Origin of the sequence: Acidovorax sp. LjRoot66 (genome assembly GCF_964253305.1) — a bacterium.
Lineage (GTDB): Bacteria > Pseudomonadota > Gammaproteobacteria > Burkholderiales > Burkholderiaceae_C > Acidovorax.
Genome location: NZ_CAXUQU020000001.1, coordinates 4,502,103 through 4,518,582, shown reverse-complemented (window position 1 = coordinate 4,518,582; position 16,480 = coordinate 4,502,103). Strand labels below are relative to the sequence as shown.

Below are 16,480 nucleotides of genomic sequence, written 5' to 3'. Positions count from 1 at the left end.
ACCATGGCACAAACCAACGTTTCATCGCCCGCAGGCGGCAACAACGGCGTGCGCCTGGAAGTGCGCGGCGTGGACAAGCGCTACGGCGCCCGCGAGGTGCTCAAGAAGACCGAGCTGGTGATCGAGCCCGGTCAGTTCGTGGCCATCGTGGGCCGCAGCGGCTGCGGCAAGAGCACGCTGCTGCGCCTGGTGGCGGGCCTCGAATCTGTCTCGGGTGGCACCATCCGCCTCGACGGCCAGGCCGTGGACGGCCTGAGCCAGGACACGCGCATCATGTTCCAGGACTCGCGCCTCTTGCCTTGGAAGCGTGTGGCCGACAACGTGGCCCTGGGCCTGCCCACCGAGCGCCGTGGCGCCGCCGCCGACGTGCTGGCCCGCGTGGGCCTGGGCGACCGGCTGGGCGAGTGGCCGGCACGCCTGTCGGGCGGCCAGCGCCAGCGCGTGGCCCTGGCGCGTGCGCTGGTGCACAACCCGCGCCTCTTGCTGCTCGACGAACCCCTGGGCGCGCTCGATGCGCTGACCCGCATCGAGATGCACCGCCTGATCGAAGGCCTGTGGCAGGCCAGCGGCTTCACCGCGCTGCTGGTCACGCACGACGTGCAGGAGGCGGTGGCCCTGGCCGACCGCGTGATCCTGATCGAAGACGGGCAGATTGCGCTGGACCAGCTGATCGACCTGCCGCGCCCGCGCTCGCATGGCGATGCCGCGTTTGCCGCCATCGAAAAACGCATCCTCGACCGCGTGCTGCAAAAGCCCGATGCCGGGCCCAGCGCCGCCGACGCGCGCTGGCCCGGCGTGCCCGCGCATGGCCTGCGCTGGGCGGTGTGAGCGCCTTCGCCCCCTCTGATTTTTTGACCCATCCATCCGTTCCCGGACTTTCAAGGAGAAACACCATGTCCATTCAAGCCATCAACGTGCGCAACCAGTTCAAGGGCAAAGTGCGCGAGATCATCCGCGGCGACGTCGTCTCCGAGGTCGATGTCGAAACCCCCTGGGGCATCGTCACCTCGGTGATCACCACGCGCTCGGTGGACGACCTCGCGCTGGTCGTCGGCTCCGACGTGGTCGCGCTGGTGAAGTCGACCGAGGTGTCCATCGCCAAGCTGTGATCGGGGCTGCGGTCGCCTGATTGCAAGACCCTGCACTGCAGGGTCTTGTCGTTTGCGCGCCGTTCTGGCGGACAGTCAGCGGCTCAGCCGCCCCAGCCCATGATGGCCACGGCATGGCAGCCCGTGCCGGCGGCCACGAAGCCATGCCACACGGCATGCGCGTAGCGCAGGCGCGAGTCGAGCACGAAGAACGCCACGCCCACGGTATAGGCCACGCCGCCGGCGATGAGCCAGTGCGCGCTCCACTGCGTGAGGTGGCCGATGAGGGGCAGGGCGGCCACCAGCGCCAGCCAGCCCATGAGCACGTACATGCCGGTGGACAGCCACGCCGTGCGCAGCCGGTTGAAGGCCTTGAGCACCAGGCCCAGCGCGGCCACGGCCCAGACCAGCGCCAGCAGGGCGAAGTTCCAGTCGCCATCGGGACGGTGCAGGGCGAAGGGTGTGTAGCTGCCCGCGATGAACAGGTAGATGGCACCGTGGTCGAGCTTCAGCGCCGCCTGCTTGAAGCGCCCTTCGGGCAGGGCGTGGTAGACGGTGGAAGCCAGGTACAGCAGCACCATGGTGGCCGCGAAGACGATGGCGCCGGCCACGCTGGCGGGGCCCTGTGGCCGTGCCGAGGCGATGAGAAACGGGGCCGCGATGACCGCCGCCAGCAGTGCCAGGCCGTGGCTGGCGCTGTTGGCCAGTTCTTCGCCGGGGGTCTGGTCGCGGCACTGCATGGCGAGGCCTGTGTCAGCGCGATATCAACGGGGCAGGGCTGTGTGGTGCCGTTCGCGCCAGGCGTGGTAGCGCGAGCGCTGCAGCGCGAACAGCTCCACCAGGCCCCAGGCCATCGCGCAGCCCATGATCCCGAACAGCGCCACGGTGCGCAGCGGTTCAATCCTGCGCGGAGAGCGGGAGCGGTTCGTCATGGAAGAAGCAGTCGTTGTCAGGAAGGTCGAAGGAGAACCAGCTCTCGTCCAAGAGCTCGTCGAACAACCGCTGCAATCCGAGAAATTTCCAGAGCATGGTGACCTCCTGGGTGGTGTGAAGCTCCCCCAAGATAGCCTTGCCGTGTGACGGTTTTGCGTCAGTGTGGCAATCGCAACAGGCCTGCGCAAAGACCCTGGCGCAGGGGGCTGCGGGCGCTATGCTGGCTGTTTTTCGCTGCCAGAGACAACCACCACCGTGCCCGACACCGTTCTGCCCGAACTTGCGGCGCTGCAAAAGATCATCGACCAGGGCGGCGACCGCCTGGACGCCCGGGTGGTGCATACCGTGGAGATGCCTTCGGGCGAGCGCTTTCCCATCCACGCCATCAGCCTGGGCAACCCGGACCGCAGCGTGCCGGCCATGGGCTTCTTCGGCGGCATCCACGGGCTCGAAGGCATCGGCGCCGAGGTGGTGATTGCCTACCTGCAGAACGTGGTGACGCGCCTGCCCTGGGACCTGGCGCTGAACCAGCAGCTCGAGCAGGTGCGCCTGGTGTTCATGCCCATCGTGAACCCGGGCGGCATGTGGGCTGCCACCCGGGCCAACCCCAATGGGGTGGACCTGATGCGCAATGCTCCGGTCGACGCACTGGACCGGGTTCCCTTCCTCATCGGCGGCCAGCGCCTGAGTGCGGGCCTGCCTTGGTACCGCGGCAAACCGGGTGCGCCCATGGAGGCCGAGAGCCGGGCCCTGTGCGAGGTGGTGCACGACGAACTGCTCTCGCGCCCCTTCAGCATCGCGCTGGACTGCCACTCGGGCTTCGGCATCAGCGACCGCCTGTGGTTTCCGTTCGCGCACACGAAGAAGCCCATTGCCCACCTGCCGGAGCTGCATGCGCTGCACGAGATCTTTCTGCAGGCGCATGCCTACCACCCCTACATCATCGAACCGCAGAGCGCGCAGTACCTCACGCACGGCGACCTGTGGGACCACCTGTACATGCAGGCCTGCAACGACCCCACGCGCACCTTTTTGCCGCTGACGCTGGAGATGGGCTCCTGGCGCTGGATCAAGAAGAACCCGCGCCAGCTGTTCTCGCGCAAGGGCATCTTCAACCCGCTGATCAACCACCGCCTGCAGCGCGTGCTGCGCCGGCACATGCCGCTGCTCGACTTTCTCTCGCGCGCGGCTGGCAGCCACGAGCGCTGGGTGCCCGCACCTGAAGCGCGGGTGCAGCGGCGCGCCGATGCGCTCAGCTTCTGGTATTGATGGCATAGTGATGCCGCAGCCAGACCGCTGGATCTTTCTGCGTGGCCTTACGCGCGAGGCCGTGCACTGGGGCAGCTTCGTGCCTGCCTTTCTGGCCGCCATGCCGGGCGCCGAGGTGCTGATGCTGGACTTGCCGGGCAACGGTCGCTGGCATGCGCGCCCAAGCCCATTGTCGGTTGCGGCCATGGTGGCCGAATGCCGGACGGAGCTGGAACGGCGCGGCAGCACCGGGCCGCACCACCTGCTGGCCATGTCGCTCGGGGCCATGGTGGCCACCGAGTGGGCGCGTACCGCCCCGGCCGAGGTGCAGGGCTGCGTGCTCATCAACACCAGCTTCGGCACCTTCAGCCCTTTCTACCGGCGCCTGCGGCCGCGCAACTACGTGGCGCTGTTGCGCGAGGTGTTGATGGCGCCCACCCCGCTCGCCGCAGAGTCCGCCGTGCTGCGGCTCACCAGCAACCGTGCGCAGGAGCGTGCGGCCGTGGTGGCCGACTGGGTGGACGCGCGCGCGCAAAGGCCCGTGTCTTCATCGAATGCCCTGCGGCAACTGTTGGCCGCTGCACGCTACCGGGCACCGCGCACTTGCCCTGTGGACCGCATGCTGCTGCTGGCCAGTGCCCAGGACGGCCTGGTGAGCAGCCAGTGCTCGCAGGCCATCGCCAGCGCCTGGGCTTGCCCGCTGGTGCTGCACCCCTGGGCGGGGCACGACCTGCCGCTGGACGATCCGGCCTGGGTGGCGGGGCAGGTGGCGCAATGGTCAGCGGTATGAGTCCGCCCACCACGCAGGCAGCAGCGCACGCACCTCGGGCCGGCCGAAGCGGTCGTCCATGAGGTGCACCACGCCTTCGTCGCTGGGCGTGCGGATCACGCGGCCGGCGGCCTGCACCACCTTTTGCAGGCCGGGGTAGAGGTAGGTGTAGTCGTACCCCTCGCCGAACAGCGCCTGCATGCGCTCCTTGACCTGCTCGTTCACGGGGTTGACCTGCGGCAGGCCCAGCGTGGCCAGAAAAGCGCCGATCAGGCGCCGGCCCGGCAGGTCGATGCCCTCGGCGAAAGCCCCGCCCAGCACCGCGAAGCCGATGCCCTCGCTGCTCTCGGTGAAGCGCGCAAGGAACTGCTTTTGCTCCGATTCGAGCATGCGCCGCGACTGGCTCCAGTGCGGCAGGTGCGGATGGCGCTCGGCCAGCATCGTGGCCGCCTGCTGCAGGTATTCGTAGCTGCTGAAGAAGGCCAGGTAGTTGCCGGGGCGCTCTGCGAACTGCTGCGCCATCAGCGCCACGATGGGCGCGAGCGAGGCCTTGCGGTCCGGGTAGCGGGTGGAGATGTGGCGCGCCACCTGCACCGTCAGCTGCGCGGCCTGGAACGGCGATTCCACATCGATGGCCAGGTGGTCCGTGGGCAGGCCCAGCAGGTCGGTGTAGTAGCGCTCGGGCCGCAGCGTGGCCGAGAACAGCGTGCTGGTGTGCGCGGCCTCCCAGCGCGGGCCGAGGAAGGGCGCGGGCACCAGGTTGCGGATGCACAGGGTGGAGCTGCCGGGCGCCCGGGCGGCCTGGGGCAGGCCCGGGGCCGTGGGCTGGGTGATGTCCACCAGCGAGTGCGCGTCAAGCAGCCCGGCCATGCGCACCAGGTGCAGGGCGTCGAAGTAGAAGGCCTGCAGGGCGGCATCGGGCTCTGCCGGGTGCTCGGCCAGGTGGTCGGTGAGGGTGTTACCGCACTGCTGCAGCGCGGTGAGCAGGTCTTCGGGAAAGGCCTCGTGCACCGCATAGGCGGTAGCCTGCCGCTTGTCCAGCGCCACCCAGGCGCGGCGCACCTTGTCCAGCGCCTTCTTGACCGCAGGGTAGCGGCTGGCGCTGGTCGACTTGCGCGCTTGGGCCAAGCCGTCGGGGCGCAGCTCGGCGGTGTACATCTTGCGGCCCCGGTCCACGAGGTTGTGGGCCTCGTCCACCAGCAGCGCCGTGCGCCAGCCATTCGCCTGGGCCAGGCCGTGCAGCAGGCCGCCCATGTCGAAGTAGTAGTTGTAGTCGCCCACGACCACGTCGGCCCAGCGCGCCAGTTCCTGGCTCAGGTAGTAGGGGCAGACCTGGTGCGCCAGCGCGGCGCTGCGGACCTCGCTCTGGTGCAGGGTGATGCGTTCACCCGCGGCGCCAGGCCGCAATGCGGCGGCGCGCGCGGCGGGCAGACGGTCGTAGAAGCCCTGGGCCAGCGGGCAGGACTCGCCGTGGCAGGCCTTGTCGGGGTGCTCGCAGGCCTTGTCGCGTGCCACCAGCTCCAGCACGCGCAGCGGCAGGGCAGGTGCGCTGTCGGCCAGGCGGGTCAGGGTGTCGAGGGCGGTCTGCCGGCCCGAGGTCTTGGCCGCGAGGAAGAACACCTTGTCCAGTCGCTGCGTGGGCGCGGCCTTGAGCAGCGGGAACAGCGTGCCCATGGTCTTGCCGATGCCCGTGGGCGCCTGGGCCATCAGGCAGCGCCCGGCGCCCGCAGCCTTGTACACCGCCTCGGCCAGCGGGCGCTGCCCGGTGCGAAAGCCGCCGAAGGGGAAGGCCAGGGCGGTGAGCGCCGCATCGCGCGCCATGCGGTGCGCCACCTGGGCCTCGGCCCAGGCCAGAAAGCGTTCGCACTGCTCCTCGAAATGCCGCTGCAGCTCGGTCGCGCTGCGGCGCTCGGTGAACACCGTCTCCTTCTGGCTGGCTATGTCGAAGTACACGAGCGCCAGGTCGATGTGTTCAAGCCCCTCCTGCGCGCACAGCAGCCAGCCGTAGATGCGCGCCTGGGCCCAGTGCAGGGCGCGGTGCGATGCGGGCTGGCGGTCGAGCCGGCCCTTGAAGGTCTTGACCTCGTCGAGCCGTGCATGCGCCGGGTCGAAGCCGTCGGCCCGGCCGCGCACACGCAGGCTCTTGTAGCTGCCGGCCAGCGCCACCTCGGTGCGGTAGCCGTCGCCCCGGCGCGCGGCAGCCACGGCATGGCCGGCCATGCCCTCCAGGGCCGTGGGGGCGGGGGTGAAGCGCAGGTCCAGGTCACCCTGCTTGGCGGTGAACTCGCACAGCTCGCGCACCGCCACGGTATAGGTCATGGGGCCTCGGTACAGGGAGGCAGGTCGTCTGCAGCCGGCTCACCCAGGTGGGCCTGCGCCAGTTCGTCTTCGCTGCGCAGCGGCGTGGCCTTGCACAGGGCCATCCACACCGCGAAAGGCAGGGCGCAGCTGGCATGGCGCGCGGGGCGCAGTAGCTCGAAGCGGCCATCGTCAAGCCCGCCATGCAGCACCCAGATGCCGAAGTGCTCGGGGATCTCGCCGGGCTCGGCCACACCGGCCGGGAACACGTAGTAGCACTCCTCGCACAGCCACTGGTAGGCCTGGCGCTTGGCGTCGTGGCGCAGGTCCGACAGCAGGTCGGCGCGGCTGTACTTGATCTCGTGCACCATGGGCTGCAGGTAGGCCGGCACCGTGGTGTTGCGCACCGAGAACAGGTCCGGCCGTGCCATGCGCCAGACATTGGCGGCCTTGCGGCTTGCGGGCGTGTCCTCGCTCCACAGCGGGTTGCTGGTTGCCGGAGTCAGCGGCGCAGTTTCCGGGGCCGCACCCTCGATCACGGCGCGCAGCGACAGCTCGCGCCAGACGATGCGGCCCGAGGCCAGCAGGTGCGCGGCAAACTTCTGGCCCAGCCGGTCGTGGGCACTGAGCGCCCGCACGCCACGCTGGCGCGCCTCGGCCAGGGTGCGGATGCCGTCCTCGGTGAGCTTCAGCGTCTCGAAGCCCTCGGGCGAGGTGTGCAGGGCGACCAACTGCGCAGCCAGCAGGTCAATCTCCAGCGCGTCCTTGCAGGGCCAGCCAGCCGAGCGCCAGATCTGCATCAGGCGGGTGCGGTGGAAGCGGGTGATGGTCAGCGCCGTCATGGGGCTCGGGGATTCTTCAAAACACTGATTGTAATTACAGTATTTTCCTCCCTTTCGCCCCTGCCGTCACGTCTTCACGGTGTTGTTACACCGCCGGGAAGCTCACCACTCCGCGAAACTGCCATCCTTGTGGCGCCACACCGGGTTGCGCCAGCGATGGCCTTCGGCGGCGCGTTCGCGTACATAGGCTTCATTGACCTCGATGCCCAGGCCCGGGCCCTGGGGGATGGCGACCATGCCGTCCTGGTACGCAAACACCTCGCCGTTGGACACATAGTCGAGCAGGTCGTTGCTGGCGTTGTAGTGGATGCCCAGGCTCTGCTCCTGGATGAAGGCGTTGTAGCAGACGCCGTCGAGCTGCAGGTTGGCGGCCAGCGCAATCGGCCCCAGCGGGCAGTGCAGGGCCAGGGCCACGTCGTAGGCCTCGGCCATGGAGGCGATCTTGCGTGTCTCGGTGATGCCGCCCGAGTGCGAGGGGTCGGGCTGGATGATGTCCACATAGCCCTCGGACAGCACGCGCTTGAAATCCCAGCGCGAGTACAGCCGTTCGCCCAGCGCGATGGGGGTGGACGATAGGTGCGCCAGTTCCTTCAGGGCCTCGTAGTGCTCGCTGAGCACGGGTTCCTCGATGAACATCAGCCGGTACGGGTCGAGCTCCTTGAACAGCACCTTGGCCATGGGCTTGTGCACGCGGCCGTGGAAGTCCACGGCAATGCCCACGTTGGGGCCCACGGCCTCGCGCACGGCCGCCACGTTCTGCAGGCACTTTTCCACCTTGTCGAAGCTGTCCACATACTGCAGCTCCTCGGTGCCGTTCATCTTCACCGCTGTGAAGCCCCGGTCCACCGCGGCCTTGGCCGCTGCCGCGGTCTCGCCGGGCCGGTCGCCGCCGATCCAGCTGTAGACCTTGATGCGGTCGCGCACGCAGCCGCCGAGCAGCTCGGACACGGGCACGCCCAGGGCCTTGCCCTTGATGTCCCACAGCGCCTGGTCGATGCCGGCCAGTGCGCTCATGTGGATGCCGCCGCCCCGGTAGAAGCCGCCACGGTAGAGCACCGTCCAGTGGTCCTCGATGTGGCGCGGGTCTTTACCGATGAGGTAGTCGCCCAGCTCCTCGATGGCGGCCGCCACGGTGTGGGCCCGGCCTTCGAGCACGGGCTCGCCCCAGCCGACGATGCCCTCGTCGGTCTCGATTTTCAGAAAGCACCAGCGCGGTGGCACCAGGAACGTGGTCAGTCGGGTGATCTTCATGGAAGTCGGCTCGTCGGAAAGGGGAATAGGGTCGATCGGTCAGGAGGTGGCGTAGGACTGGCGCCAGGCCTGCATGAACGCAGCCGCCTGGCGCGCCACGTCCGCCGCGCTGTCGCCGGGCTTGTACAGGGCCGAGCCCAGGCCGAAGCCGCTGGCACCGGCTGCGGCATAGGCCGCAATGCCCTCGGGCGTGATGCCGCCCACGGGCAGCAGCGCAACCGGCGGGCGCAGCACGGCACGCCAGGCCTTGAGCACGGCGGGAGCCAGCGCCTCGGCGGGGAACAGCTTGAGGGCATCGGCCCCGGCTGCCAGCGCCGCATAGGCCTCGGTCAGCGTGGCCACGCCCGGTGCGCAGGCCATGCCGGCCGCCTTGGCGGCGCGGATCACCGCCGCATCGCTGTGCGGCATGACCACGATCTGCCCGCCGGCCGCGGCCACGGCGGCGCAGTCCTCGGGGCGGATGACGGTGCCCGCGCCGATCAGCACCTCGGCCGGCAGCGCGTCGCGCAGCGCGCGGATGCTGGCCAGCGGCTCGGGCGAGTTGAGCGGCACCTCGATGATGCGAAAGCCGGCCTCGCAGAGCGCCTGGCCGATGGGTACCACTTCGGCGGGCGATACGCCGCGCAGGATGGCGACCAGGCCGCAGCTTTGCATGGAGGCGGAAAGAAGGGCGGAAGGAGTCATGCGCATCGTGCAGCTTGTGTGTCGGTAGGGGTCACCAGCGCGGCGGCGGTGGCGATCTGCCACAGCCCCCGCGCGGTGGCGTTGTCGGCCATTTCGGGCGCCGGCAAGCCGTAGGCGGCCAGGGCCAGGGCGTAGCGCCGGCACAGGTCGGGCTCGCCGCAGAGCACCACGTGTGCGTGCGCGGCGCCTGGCGCCTGTTGTGCCGCCAGTGCGGCCACTTCGTGGCCGATCAGCAGGCCCGAGAGGTAGTCCGCCTGGGCCGTGCCGGACAGCGCGCCCGTGAGCCCGAGCGTGCGCGTGCTGAAGATGTGCGAGAGCAGGCCCAGCGAGGCCTCTGCCGAGCGCGCCACTTGCAGGCCGCGCGCAAACGCTGCGTCGTCGGGCGCCTCGGCAGGCTGCATGGTGCGCCCGAGGATGGTGTGTCCGCGCAGCGCCGCAAACACCTCACCGGTCATGAAGGTGTGGAACTGTTCGATGGAGCGGCGGCGCGCCAGTACCCATTTGCTGTGCGTGCCGGGCAGGCCGATCAGCACCGGGGCATCGCCCGGCAGGGCCGAGGCCGCCATCACGCCCAGCACCTGCGTCTCTTCGCCGCGCATCACGTTGGGCAGATCGCCGCGCTGGAGCAGGCCGGGGACGATGTGCACGCGGGGGCCCGCGCTGTGTGCCACCACGGTGAGCCCACGCGCCAGGTGGTCCAGCGAGGCGGGCGATTCGAGGTAGCGGGCTTCGCGCCAGCCCTGGGCGCTGCCGACCATGCCGCAGGCCAGAACTGGGATGCCGGGATGGGCCCGCACCCAATCGCCACAGACATCGTCGAAGGCATGCTCGAAAGCAGCGCCTTGGGTCGCGTGGGCCTGGCCATTGGCTGCGACGGGCAGGTTCATGATGCCCCAGGGGCGCTGGCGCATCTCCTGCACGGTGCCAGCCGCATCGAAGCGGAAGGCGCGCAGCGAACTGGTGCCCCAGTCCAGGCCGATCAGGGCGGCCGCGCCGTTGGAAAGGGCGGTGTTGCTCGTCATTACCGCGCCCAGCGCAGCACCAGCGGGTCGAGCCGGCGCGCGATGTCGATCAGCCCCCGGCGCACCTCGGGGTGCATGGCGGGGAAGGGGTGGCGGCCGGCCTCGCTGGCGATCACGCCGCCTTCCTTCATCAGCGCCTTGGCGGTGAGGATGCCGCCCTGGCGGTTCTCGTGGTTGATGAGCGGCAGCCAGCGCTGGTAGAGCGCGAAGGCCTGGTCGGCATCGCCCTGGCGGTGCGCCTCGAGGATGGGGCGTATGCCATCGGGAAAGCCGCCGCCGGTCATGGCACCGGTGGCGCCAGCGTCGAGGTCGGCCAGCAGGGTGATGGCTTCCTCGCCATCCCAGGGGCCTTCGATGGCGGCGCCGCCCAGGCGGATCAGCTCGCGCAGCTTGCTGGCCGCGCCCGGCACTTCGATCTTGAAGTAGGCCAGGTGTTCGATCTCCTGCGCCATGCGCGCGAGGAACGGGGCCGAGAGCACGGTGCCGCTGGCCGGCGCGTCCTGCACCATGATGGGAATGGTGATGGCATCCGACACCCGGGCATAGAACTCGTAGATCTGCGCCTCGGGCACGCGGAAGGTGGCGCCGTGGTAGGGCGGCATCACCATCACCATGGCGGCGCCCATGTCCTGCGCGGCGCGGCTGCGCTCGGCGCATACGTGGGTGCCGTAGTGGGTGGTGGTGACGATCACGGGCACGCGGCCGGCCACATGCTCCAGCGACAGGCGGGTGAGCGTTTCGCGCTCGGCGTCCGACAGCGAGAATTGCTCGGAGAAGTTGGCCAGGATGCACAGGCCGTCCACGCCAGCGTCGATCATGAAGTCGAGGCAGCGCTTCTGGCTTTCGATGTCCAGCGTTCCGCCCTTATGAAAGGTGGTGGGCACCACGGGGAAGATGCCGCGGTAGCGGGGAGATGTGGGGATAGAGGTTGCAGGCATGGGGTCTACAGGTCAATGTTCAGTGCGAGTGGCGCGGTACGGCAGCACCCCGGCAGCCGACGAGGAAGTCGAAGTCGCAGCCCTCATCGGCCTGCAAAACATGGTCCACATACAGGCGCTGGTAGCCGCCGCGCCCGCCCATGTCGGTATTGGCCAGCGCGGCCAGGCGTGCGTCCAGCTCTTCGTCGCTGATATCGAGGTGCAGGCGGCCCTGCTCGCAGTCGAGTTCGATGAAATCACCGTCGCGCACGGCGGCGAGCGGGCCCCCCGCAGCCGCCTCGGGCGCCACATGCAGCACCACCGTGCCGTAGGCCGTGCCGCTCATGCGCGCGTCGGAGATGCGCACCATGTCCTTCACGCCCTGGCGCAACAGCTTCGGGGGCAGGCCCATGTTGCCCACCTCGGCCATGCCGGGGTAGCCCTTGGGGCCGCAGTTCTTCATCACCATCACGCAGCTGGCGTCGATGTCCAGGTCTTCATCGACGATGCGCTCCTTGTAGTGCTCCAGGTTCTCGAACACCACGGCACGCCCCCGGTGCTTGAGCAGTTCGGGCGATGCCGCCGAGGGCTTGAGCACCGCGCCGCGCGGCGACAGGTTGCCGCGCAGGATGCAGATGCCTCCATCGGCAATCAGCGGGTTGTCGATCGGGCGGATCACCTCGTCGTTGTACTGCGGCGCCTCGCGCACGTTGTCCCACAGGCTCTTGCCGTTGACGGTGAGCGCGCCAGGGTGGGGCAGCAGGCCGTTCTCGCCCAGGCGGCGCAGCACCGCGGGCAGGCCGCCCGCGTAGTAGAACTCCTCCATCAGGAAGCGGCCCGAGGGCTGCAGGTCCACCAGCGTGGGCGTGCCGCGGCCGATGCGCGTCCAGTCTTCCAGGTCCAGCTGCACGCCGATGCGGCCGGCGATGGCTTTCAAGTGGATCACGGCGTTGGTGGAGCCGCCGATGGCCGCATTGGTGCGGATGGCATTTTCAAACGCCCCGCGCGTGAGGATCTTCGAGAGAGTGAGCCCTTCGTGCGCCATCTCTACGATGCGCCGGCCCGACATGTGCGCCAGCACATAGCGGCGCGAGTCCACGGCCGGGATGGCCGCATTGTGCGGCAGCGAGGTGCCCAGCGACTCGGCCATGCAGGCCATGGTGCTGGCCGTGCCCATGGTGTTGCAGGTGCCGGCCGAGCGCGACATGCCGGCTTCCGCCGCGAAGAACTGGTGCTCGTTGATCTCGCCGGCCTTCAGCGATTCGTGCAGCCGCCACACGGCCGTGCCCGAGCCGATGTCCTTGCCGTCGAGCTTGCCGTTGAGCATGGGCCCGCCCGTGACCACGATGGCTGGCACGTCGCAGCTGGCCGCGCCCATCAGCAGGGCAGGGGTGGTCTTGTCGCAGCCGACCAGCAGCACCACCGCGTCGATGGGGTTGCCGCGGATGGCTTCCTCCACGTCCATGCTGGCCAGATTGCGCGTGAGCATGGCCGTGGGGCGCAGGTTGGACTCGCCGTTGGAGAACACCGGGAACTCGACCGGAAAGCCTCCCGCCTCGTAGATGCCGCGCTTGACATGCTCAGCGATCTTGCGAAAGTGGGCATTGCAGGGCGTGAGTTCGGACCAGGTGTTGCAGATGCCGATGATGGGGCGGCCGTCGAATTCATGGTCCGGGATGCCCTGGTTCTTCATCCAGCTGCGGTACATGAAGCCGTTCTTGTCGGCGGTGCCGAACCATTCGGCGGAGCGAAGCTTGCGCGGGGAGGTGGTCATGGTTGTTTTTGGGGGAAAGGGAGATGCGGGGTCACTTGGAAGTGCGGTGCGTCAGCAGGCGCTGCAGCAGGCAGAAAACGAAGAGCAGCACGCCGACGACGATGCGCGTCCACCACGAGCTGAGCGTGCCGTCAAAGGAAATCAGGGTCTGGATGATTCCGAGCATCAGCACGCCGAACAGGGTGCCGGCCACGTAGCCCACGCCGCCTGTGAGCAGGGTGCCGCCGATCACCACGGCGGCGATGGCATCGAGCTCCATGCCCGTGGCGTGCAGGCCGTAGCCCGAGAGCATGTAGAAGGTGAACACCACGCCGGCCAGCGCCGAGCACAGGCCCGACAGCGTGTACACGCCGATCACCGTGGCGCGCACCGGCAGGCCCATGAGCACGGCCGAATGCTCGTTGCCGCCCACGGCATACACGTTGCGGCCAAACGGCGTGCAGTGCGCGACGAAGATGGCGGCCAGCAGCACGGCCATTGCGATCAGCGCGCCCAGCGAGAGCGAGGCACCCTCCCACAGTTCGAGGCGCCACTGCGCCATCGCGGAATAGGCCTCGTCGGCCATGCTGATCGAGTCGATGCTGATCAGGTAGCACAGGCCGCGCGCGAGGAACATGCCCGCCAGCGTCACGATGAAGGGCTGCAGCCGAAAGCGCTCGATCAGAAAGCCCATGAAGGCCCCGAACACCGTGCCCATGAGCAGCACCAGCGGGATGGCTGCGAATGGGCTCCAGTGGTGGTGCTCCACCAGGCTGGCCAGCACCATGGTGGTCAGCGCCACCACCGAGCCCACCGACAGGTCGATGCCGCCGGAGAGGATCACAAAGGTCATGCCCACCGCGACGATGATCAGAAAGGCGTTGTCGATCAGCAGGTTCAGGAACACCTGGGCCGAGAAGAAGCCGGTGTAGAGCACCGAGCCCGCCGTGGCCATGGCCATGAACAGCGCGATGGTGGCCGCCAGTGGCAGGTACTTGGGGTTCAGGCGCATGCGGGTGGGCGTGGTTGTGCGGGCTGGCGCGTCGGCGGCGGGCGCCGCATCCAGGGTGGGGCTGTGTCCGCCGCTCATGACAGGGCTCCCCCGGCCGCGGGCCGGCGTACCAGGGCGCCGATCTGCGCGCGGAAGTCGGGCGACTGCAGCAGCATCACGATGAACACCACCACGGCCTTGACCACCAGGTTGATTTCGGGCGGCACGCCCAGCGAGTAGATGGCGTAGGTCAGCGTCTGGATGATGAGCGCGCCGATCACGCTGCCCACCAGGCTGAAGCGTCCTCCGGTCAGTGCCGTGCCGCCCAGCGTCACCGCCAGGATGGCATCGAGCTCCAGCATCTGGCCGGCGTTGTTGGCATCGGCGCTCTTCACGTTGGAGCTGATGAGCAGCCCGGCGATGCCCGCACACACGCCGCAGAAGGTGTAGGCCGCCACGACCAGGCGGCGCGACTGCACGCCGGCCACGCGCGCCGCCGTGGGGTTGATGCCCACGGCCTGGACGAACAGGCCCAGCGCCGTGCGCGTGACCGCCAGGTACAGCCCGGCAAACACGGCGGCCAGCACGAACAGCGAAAACGGCAGGCCCAGCAGGTAGCCCCCGCCCAGGAAGAAGAAGGGCGCGTAGTAGATGGTGATGATCTGCCCGTCGGTGATCAACTGCGCAATGCCCCGGCCGGCCACCATCAGGATCAGCGTGGCGATGATGGGCTGCATGCCCACCTTGGCCACCAGCAGGCCGTTCCACAGCCCGCACAGGGCCGCCACGCCGATGGCGCCCAGGATGGCCAGCGGCAGGGGAAAGCGGCTCTCGCCGCCCGAGACCGAGCCGCCGATCATCCAGGCGCCCACGGCGGCGGCGATGGCCACCACCGCGCCCACCGAAATGTCGATGCCGCGCGTGGCGATCACCATGGTCATGCCCAGTGACACCAGCGCCAGGGGTGCCGCACGGTTGAGGATGTCGACCAGGCTGCCGTAGAAGTGGCCATCGCGCCACTCGACATGCAGGAAGCTGGCGTTGAACGCCGTGTTCACGGCCAGCAGCAGGGCCAGCGTGACCAGCGGCCAGGTGAGCCGGTGGCGCAGCGCAGCGGCCAGCAGAGAAGAGGAGGGGGAGGGTGCGTCAGGCATTTTCGGCGGCAATCAGTTCGTACACGGCTTCTTCGCTGCTGCCTGCAGGCAGCTCGCCGACCTTGCGGCGGTCGCGCAGCACCACGATGCGGTGCGCCACGCGCACCACCTCGCTCATTTCGGAGGAGATGAAGACCACGGCCATGCCGGCATCGGCCAGGCACATGATCTGCTCCATGATTTCCTGCTTGGCCGCCACGTCGATACCGCGCGTGGGCTCGTCCAGGATCAACAGGCGCGGCTCGATCGCCATCCAGCGCGCCAGAATCGCCTTTTGCTGGTTGCCGCCCGAAAGCAGTGCGATGGGCGTGTCCACGCTGCTGGTCTTGATGCCCAGGAGCTTTACATAGCGCTCGGCAATCGCGGTCTGTTCGGCTCGCGACAGAAAGCGGCCCATGCCCATGCGCGCCTGCAGCGCCAGGGCGATGTTTTCGCGCACCGAGAGCTCGGCGACGATGCCATCGGTCTTGCGCTCCTCGGGGCACAGGGCCAGGCCTGCGCGGATCGCATCCATGGGATTGGAGAAGGTGACGGCACGGCCATCGATGTGCAGCACGCCCTTGTCGGGCGCCTGCAGACCGAACAGCAGCCGTGCCAGCTCTGTGCGGCCCGATCCCAGCAGGCCCGCCAGGCCCACTACCTCGCCGGCACGTACCTTCAGGTCTATGGGCTGCAACTGCCCGCTCTGGCCCAGGCCTTGCGCCTCCAGCAGGGCCGGCGCCGCGTCGTCGAACACGGGGATCACCGGTGGCTCGGTGCACTGCGCTGCCAGCTCGCGCCCCAGCATGGCGGCAATCAGGGCCTGCGGGCCCAGGTCACCCACGGCCCATTCGCCCACCCAGGCGCCGTTGCGCAGCACCGTGATGCGGTCCGAAACGGCATACACCTGGTTCAGGAAATGGGTCACGAAGACGATGGCCAAGCCCTCGCCGCGCAGCCGGCGCAGCACCTCGAAGAGCTTTTGCACCTCGTCGTCGTCCAGGCTGGAGGTGGGTTCGTCCAGGATCAGCACCTTGGCCTCGATGCTCAGCGCCCGGGCAATGGCCACCAGTTGCTGCACGGCCACCGGGTAGTCCGAGAGCAGTCGCGTGACATCGATGGACAGTCCGATGCGCGCAACCAGATCGCGCGCGCGCTGGTGCAGCGTGGCCCAGTCGATGCGAAAGCCCTGGGCGATGCCGCAACGCGGGTAGCGGCCGGCAAAGATGTTCTCGGCCACCGACAGGTTGGGGCAGAGGTTGACCTCCTGGTACACGGTGCTGATGCCCAGGCGCTGCGCGGCCAGCGGCGAATCGGGCCACACGGCCTGGCCGGCCAGGCGCATCTGGCCGCCGCTGGCTTCGAGCACGCCGGTCAGCACCTTGATCAGCGTGGACTTGCCCGCGCCGTTCTGGCCCATTAGCGCGTGGATTTCGCCCGGGTACAGGTTGAGGTGCACGTCGCGCAGCACGGGGATGCCCGAGAAATGCTTGTGGATGCCCGTGAGTTCCAGCACGGGAGCAAGGGCGTGAACGGCGGCCGCGTCCATGG

The 16,480-nt window shown here is 68.9% G+C and carries 17 protein-coding genes; 4 read left to right on the top strand and 13 right to left on the bottom strand.

Annotated features, from left to right (window positions below; genetic code table 11):
* The first annotated feature begins 3 nt into the window (after positions 1-3).
* Both ACSQ3Y_RS21215 and ACSQ3Y_RS21210 read left to right on the top strand, forming a co-directional pair.
* Positions 4-828 carry an ATP-binding cassette domain-containing protein gene (locus ACSQ3Y_RS21215; RefSeq protein WP_057265656.1) on the top strand — a complete coding sequence of 275 codons (825 nt, stop codon included), beginning with the start codon at positions 4-6 and terminating at the stop codon, positions 826-828.
* A gap of 65 nt (positions 829-893) precedes the next feature.
* Positions 894-1,109, top strand: coding sequence for a TOBE domain-containing protein (locus ACSQ3Y_RS21210; protein WP_056168199.1), 216 nt, complete (start codon positions 894-896; stop codon positions 1,107-1,109).
* 83 nt (positions 1,110-1,192) lie between these two features.
* Here the strand turns inward: ACSQ3Y_RS21210 and trhA are convergent, their stop codons facing one another.
* The 3 genes from trhA to ACSQ3Y_RS21195 are packed head-to-tail and all read right to left on the bottom strand — an operon-like array spanning position 1,193 to position 2,117.
* Positions 1,193-1,828, bottom strand: a complete 636-nt coding sequence (gene trhA, locus ACSQ3Y_RS21205) for a PAQR family membrane homeostasis protein TrhA (RefSeq protein ID WP_436178782.1) — start codon at positions 1,826-1,828, stop codon at positions 1,193-1,195.
* Between the two features lie 24 nt (positions 1,829-1,852).
* Entirely contained in the window at positions 1,853-2,020 is a 168-nt protein-coding gene (locus ACSQ3Y_RS21200; RefSeq protein WP_179680731.1) for a hypothetical protein, read from the bottom strand.
* Positions 1,986-2,117, bottom strand: coding sequence for a hypothetical protein (locus ACSQ3Y_RS21195; protein WP_255357714.1), 132 nt, complete (start codon positions 2,115-2,117; stop codon positions 1,986-1,988). Before ACSQ3Y_RS21195 ends, ACSQ3Y_RS21200 begins: the two co-directional genes overlap by 35 nt.
* A gap of 159 nt (positions 2,118-2,276) precedes the next feature.
* Here ACSQ3Y_RS21195 and ACSQ3Y_RS21190 point away from each other — a divergent pair, with 159 nt between their 5' ends.
* Both ACSQ3Y_RS21190 and ACSQ3Y_RS21185 read left to right on the top strand, forming a co-directional pair.
* A complete protein-coding gene (locus ACSQ3Y_RS21190; RefSeq protein ID WP_057265869.1) occupies positions 2,277-3,290 on the top strand; it encodes a M14 family zinc carboxypeptidase in 1,014 nt (337 codons plus the stop codon).
* Between the two features lie 10 nt (positions 3,291-3,300).
* Positions 3,301-4,059 (top strand): alpha/beta fold hydrolase, encoded by a 759-nt coding sequence (locus ACSQ3Y_RS21185; RefSeq protein WP_436178781.1) that lies wholly within the window; start codon positions 3,301-3,303, stop codon positions 4,057-4,059.
* On the opposite strand, the gene ACSQ3Y_RS21180 is transcribed toward ACSQ3Y_RS21185, so the two are convergent.
* The 10 genes from ACSQ3Y_RS21180 to ACSQ3Y_RS21135 form a co-directional block, all read right to left on the bottom strand.
* Entirely contained in the window at positions 4,048-6,357 is a 2,310-nt protein-coding gene (locus ACSQ3Y_RS21180; RefSeq protein ID WP_436178780.1) for an ATP-dependent DNA helicase, read from the bottom strand. The two genes, ACSQ3Y_RS21185 and ACSQ3Y_RS21180, sit on opposite strands and share 12 nt — an antisense overlap.
* Positions 6,354-7,178, bottom strand: a complete 825-nt coding sequence (locus tag ACSQ3Y_RS21175) for a hypothetical protein (protein WP_436178779.1) — start codon at positions 7,176-7,178, stop codon at positions 6,354-6,356. Before ACSQ3Y_RS21175 ends, ACSQ3Y_RS21180 begins: the two co-directional genes overlap by 4 nt.
* A gap of 102 nt (positions 7,179-7,280) precedes the next feature.
* A complete protein-coding gene (gene dgoD / locus ACSQ3Y_RS21170) occupies positions 7,281-8,429 on the bottom strand; it encodes a galactonate dehydratase (RefSeq protein WP_436178778.1) in 1,149 nt (382 codons plus the stop codon).
* 39 nt (positions 8,430-8,468) lie between these two features.
* Positions 8,469-9,113: a 2-dehydro-3-deoxy-6-phosphogalactonate aldolase gene (locus ACSQ3Y_RS21165; protein WP_436178777.1), complete on the bottom strand. Its 645-nt coding sequence runs from the start codon at positions 9,111-9,113 to the stop codon at positions 8,469-8,471.
* Entirely contained in the window at positions 9,110-10,135 is a 1,026-nt protein-coding gene (locus ACSQ3Y_RS21160) for a 2-dehydro-3-deoxygalactonokinase (RefSeq protein ID WP_436178776.1), read from the bottom strand. Before ACSQ3Y_RS21160 ends, ACSQ3Y_RS21165 begins: the two co-directional genes overlap by 4 nt.
* Positions 10,135-11,073, bottom strand: a complete 939-nt coding sequence (locus tag ACSQ3Y_RS21155; RefSeq protein WP_436178775.1) for a dihydrodipicolinate synthase family protein — start codon at positions 11,071-11,073, stop codon at positions 10,135-10,137. Before ACSQ3Y_RS21155 ends, ACSQ3Y_RS21160 begins: the two co-directional genes overlap by 1 nt.
* A 19-nt stretch (positions 11,074-11,092) precedes the next feature.
* Positions 11,093-12,826 carry an IlvD/Edd family dehydratase gene (locus tag ACSQ3Y_RS21150; RefSeq protein ID WP_436178774.1) on the bottom strand — a complete coding sequence of 578 codons (1,734 nt, stop codon included), beginning with the start codon at positions 12,824-12,826 and terminating at the stop codon, positions 11,093-11,095.
* Positions 12,827-12,857: 31 nt separating this feature from the next.
* Positions 12,858-13,895: a galactofuranose ABC transporter, permease protein YjfF gene (yjfF, locus tag ACSQ3Y_RS21145; protein WP_436178773.1), complete on the bottom strand. Its 1,038-nt coding sequence runs from the start codon at positions 13,893-13,895 to the stop codon at positions 12,858-12,860.
* Complete coding sequence (locus ACSQ3Y_RS21140; RefSeq protein WP_436178772.1) at positions 13,892-14,950, bottom strand: ABC transporter permease; 1,059 nt, start codon at positions 14,948-14,950, stop codon at positions 13,892-13,894. The genes yjfF and ACSQ3Y_RS21140 overlap by 4 nt, the downstream gene beginning before the upstream one ends.
* On the bottom strand, positions 14,943-16,478 hold the full coding sequence (locus ACSQ3Y_RS21135; protein ID WP_436178771.1) for a sugar ABC transporter ATP-binding protein: 1,536 nt from the start codon (positions 16,476-16,478) through the stop codon (positions 14,943-14,945). The genes ACSQ3Y_RS21140 and ACSQ3Y_RS21135 overlap by 8 nt, the downstream gene beginning before the upstream one ends.
* Between the last annotated feature and the right edge of the window lie 2 nt (positions 16,479-16,480).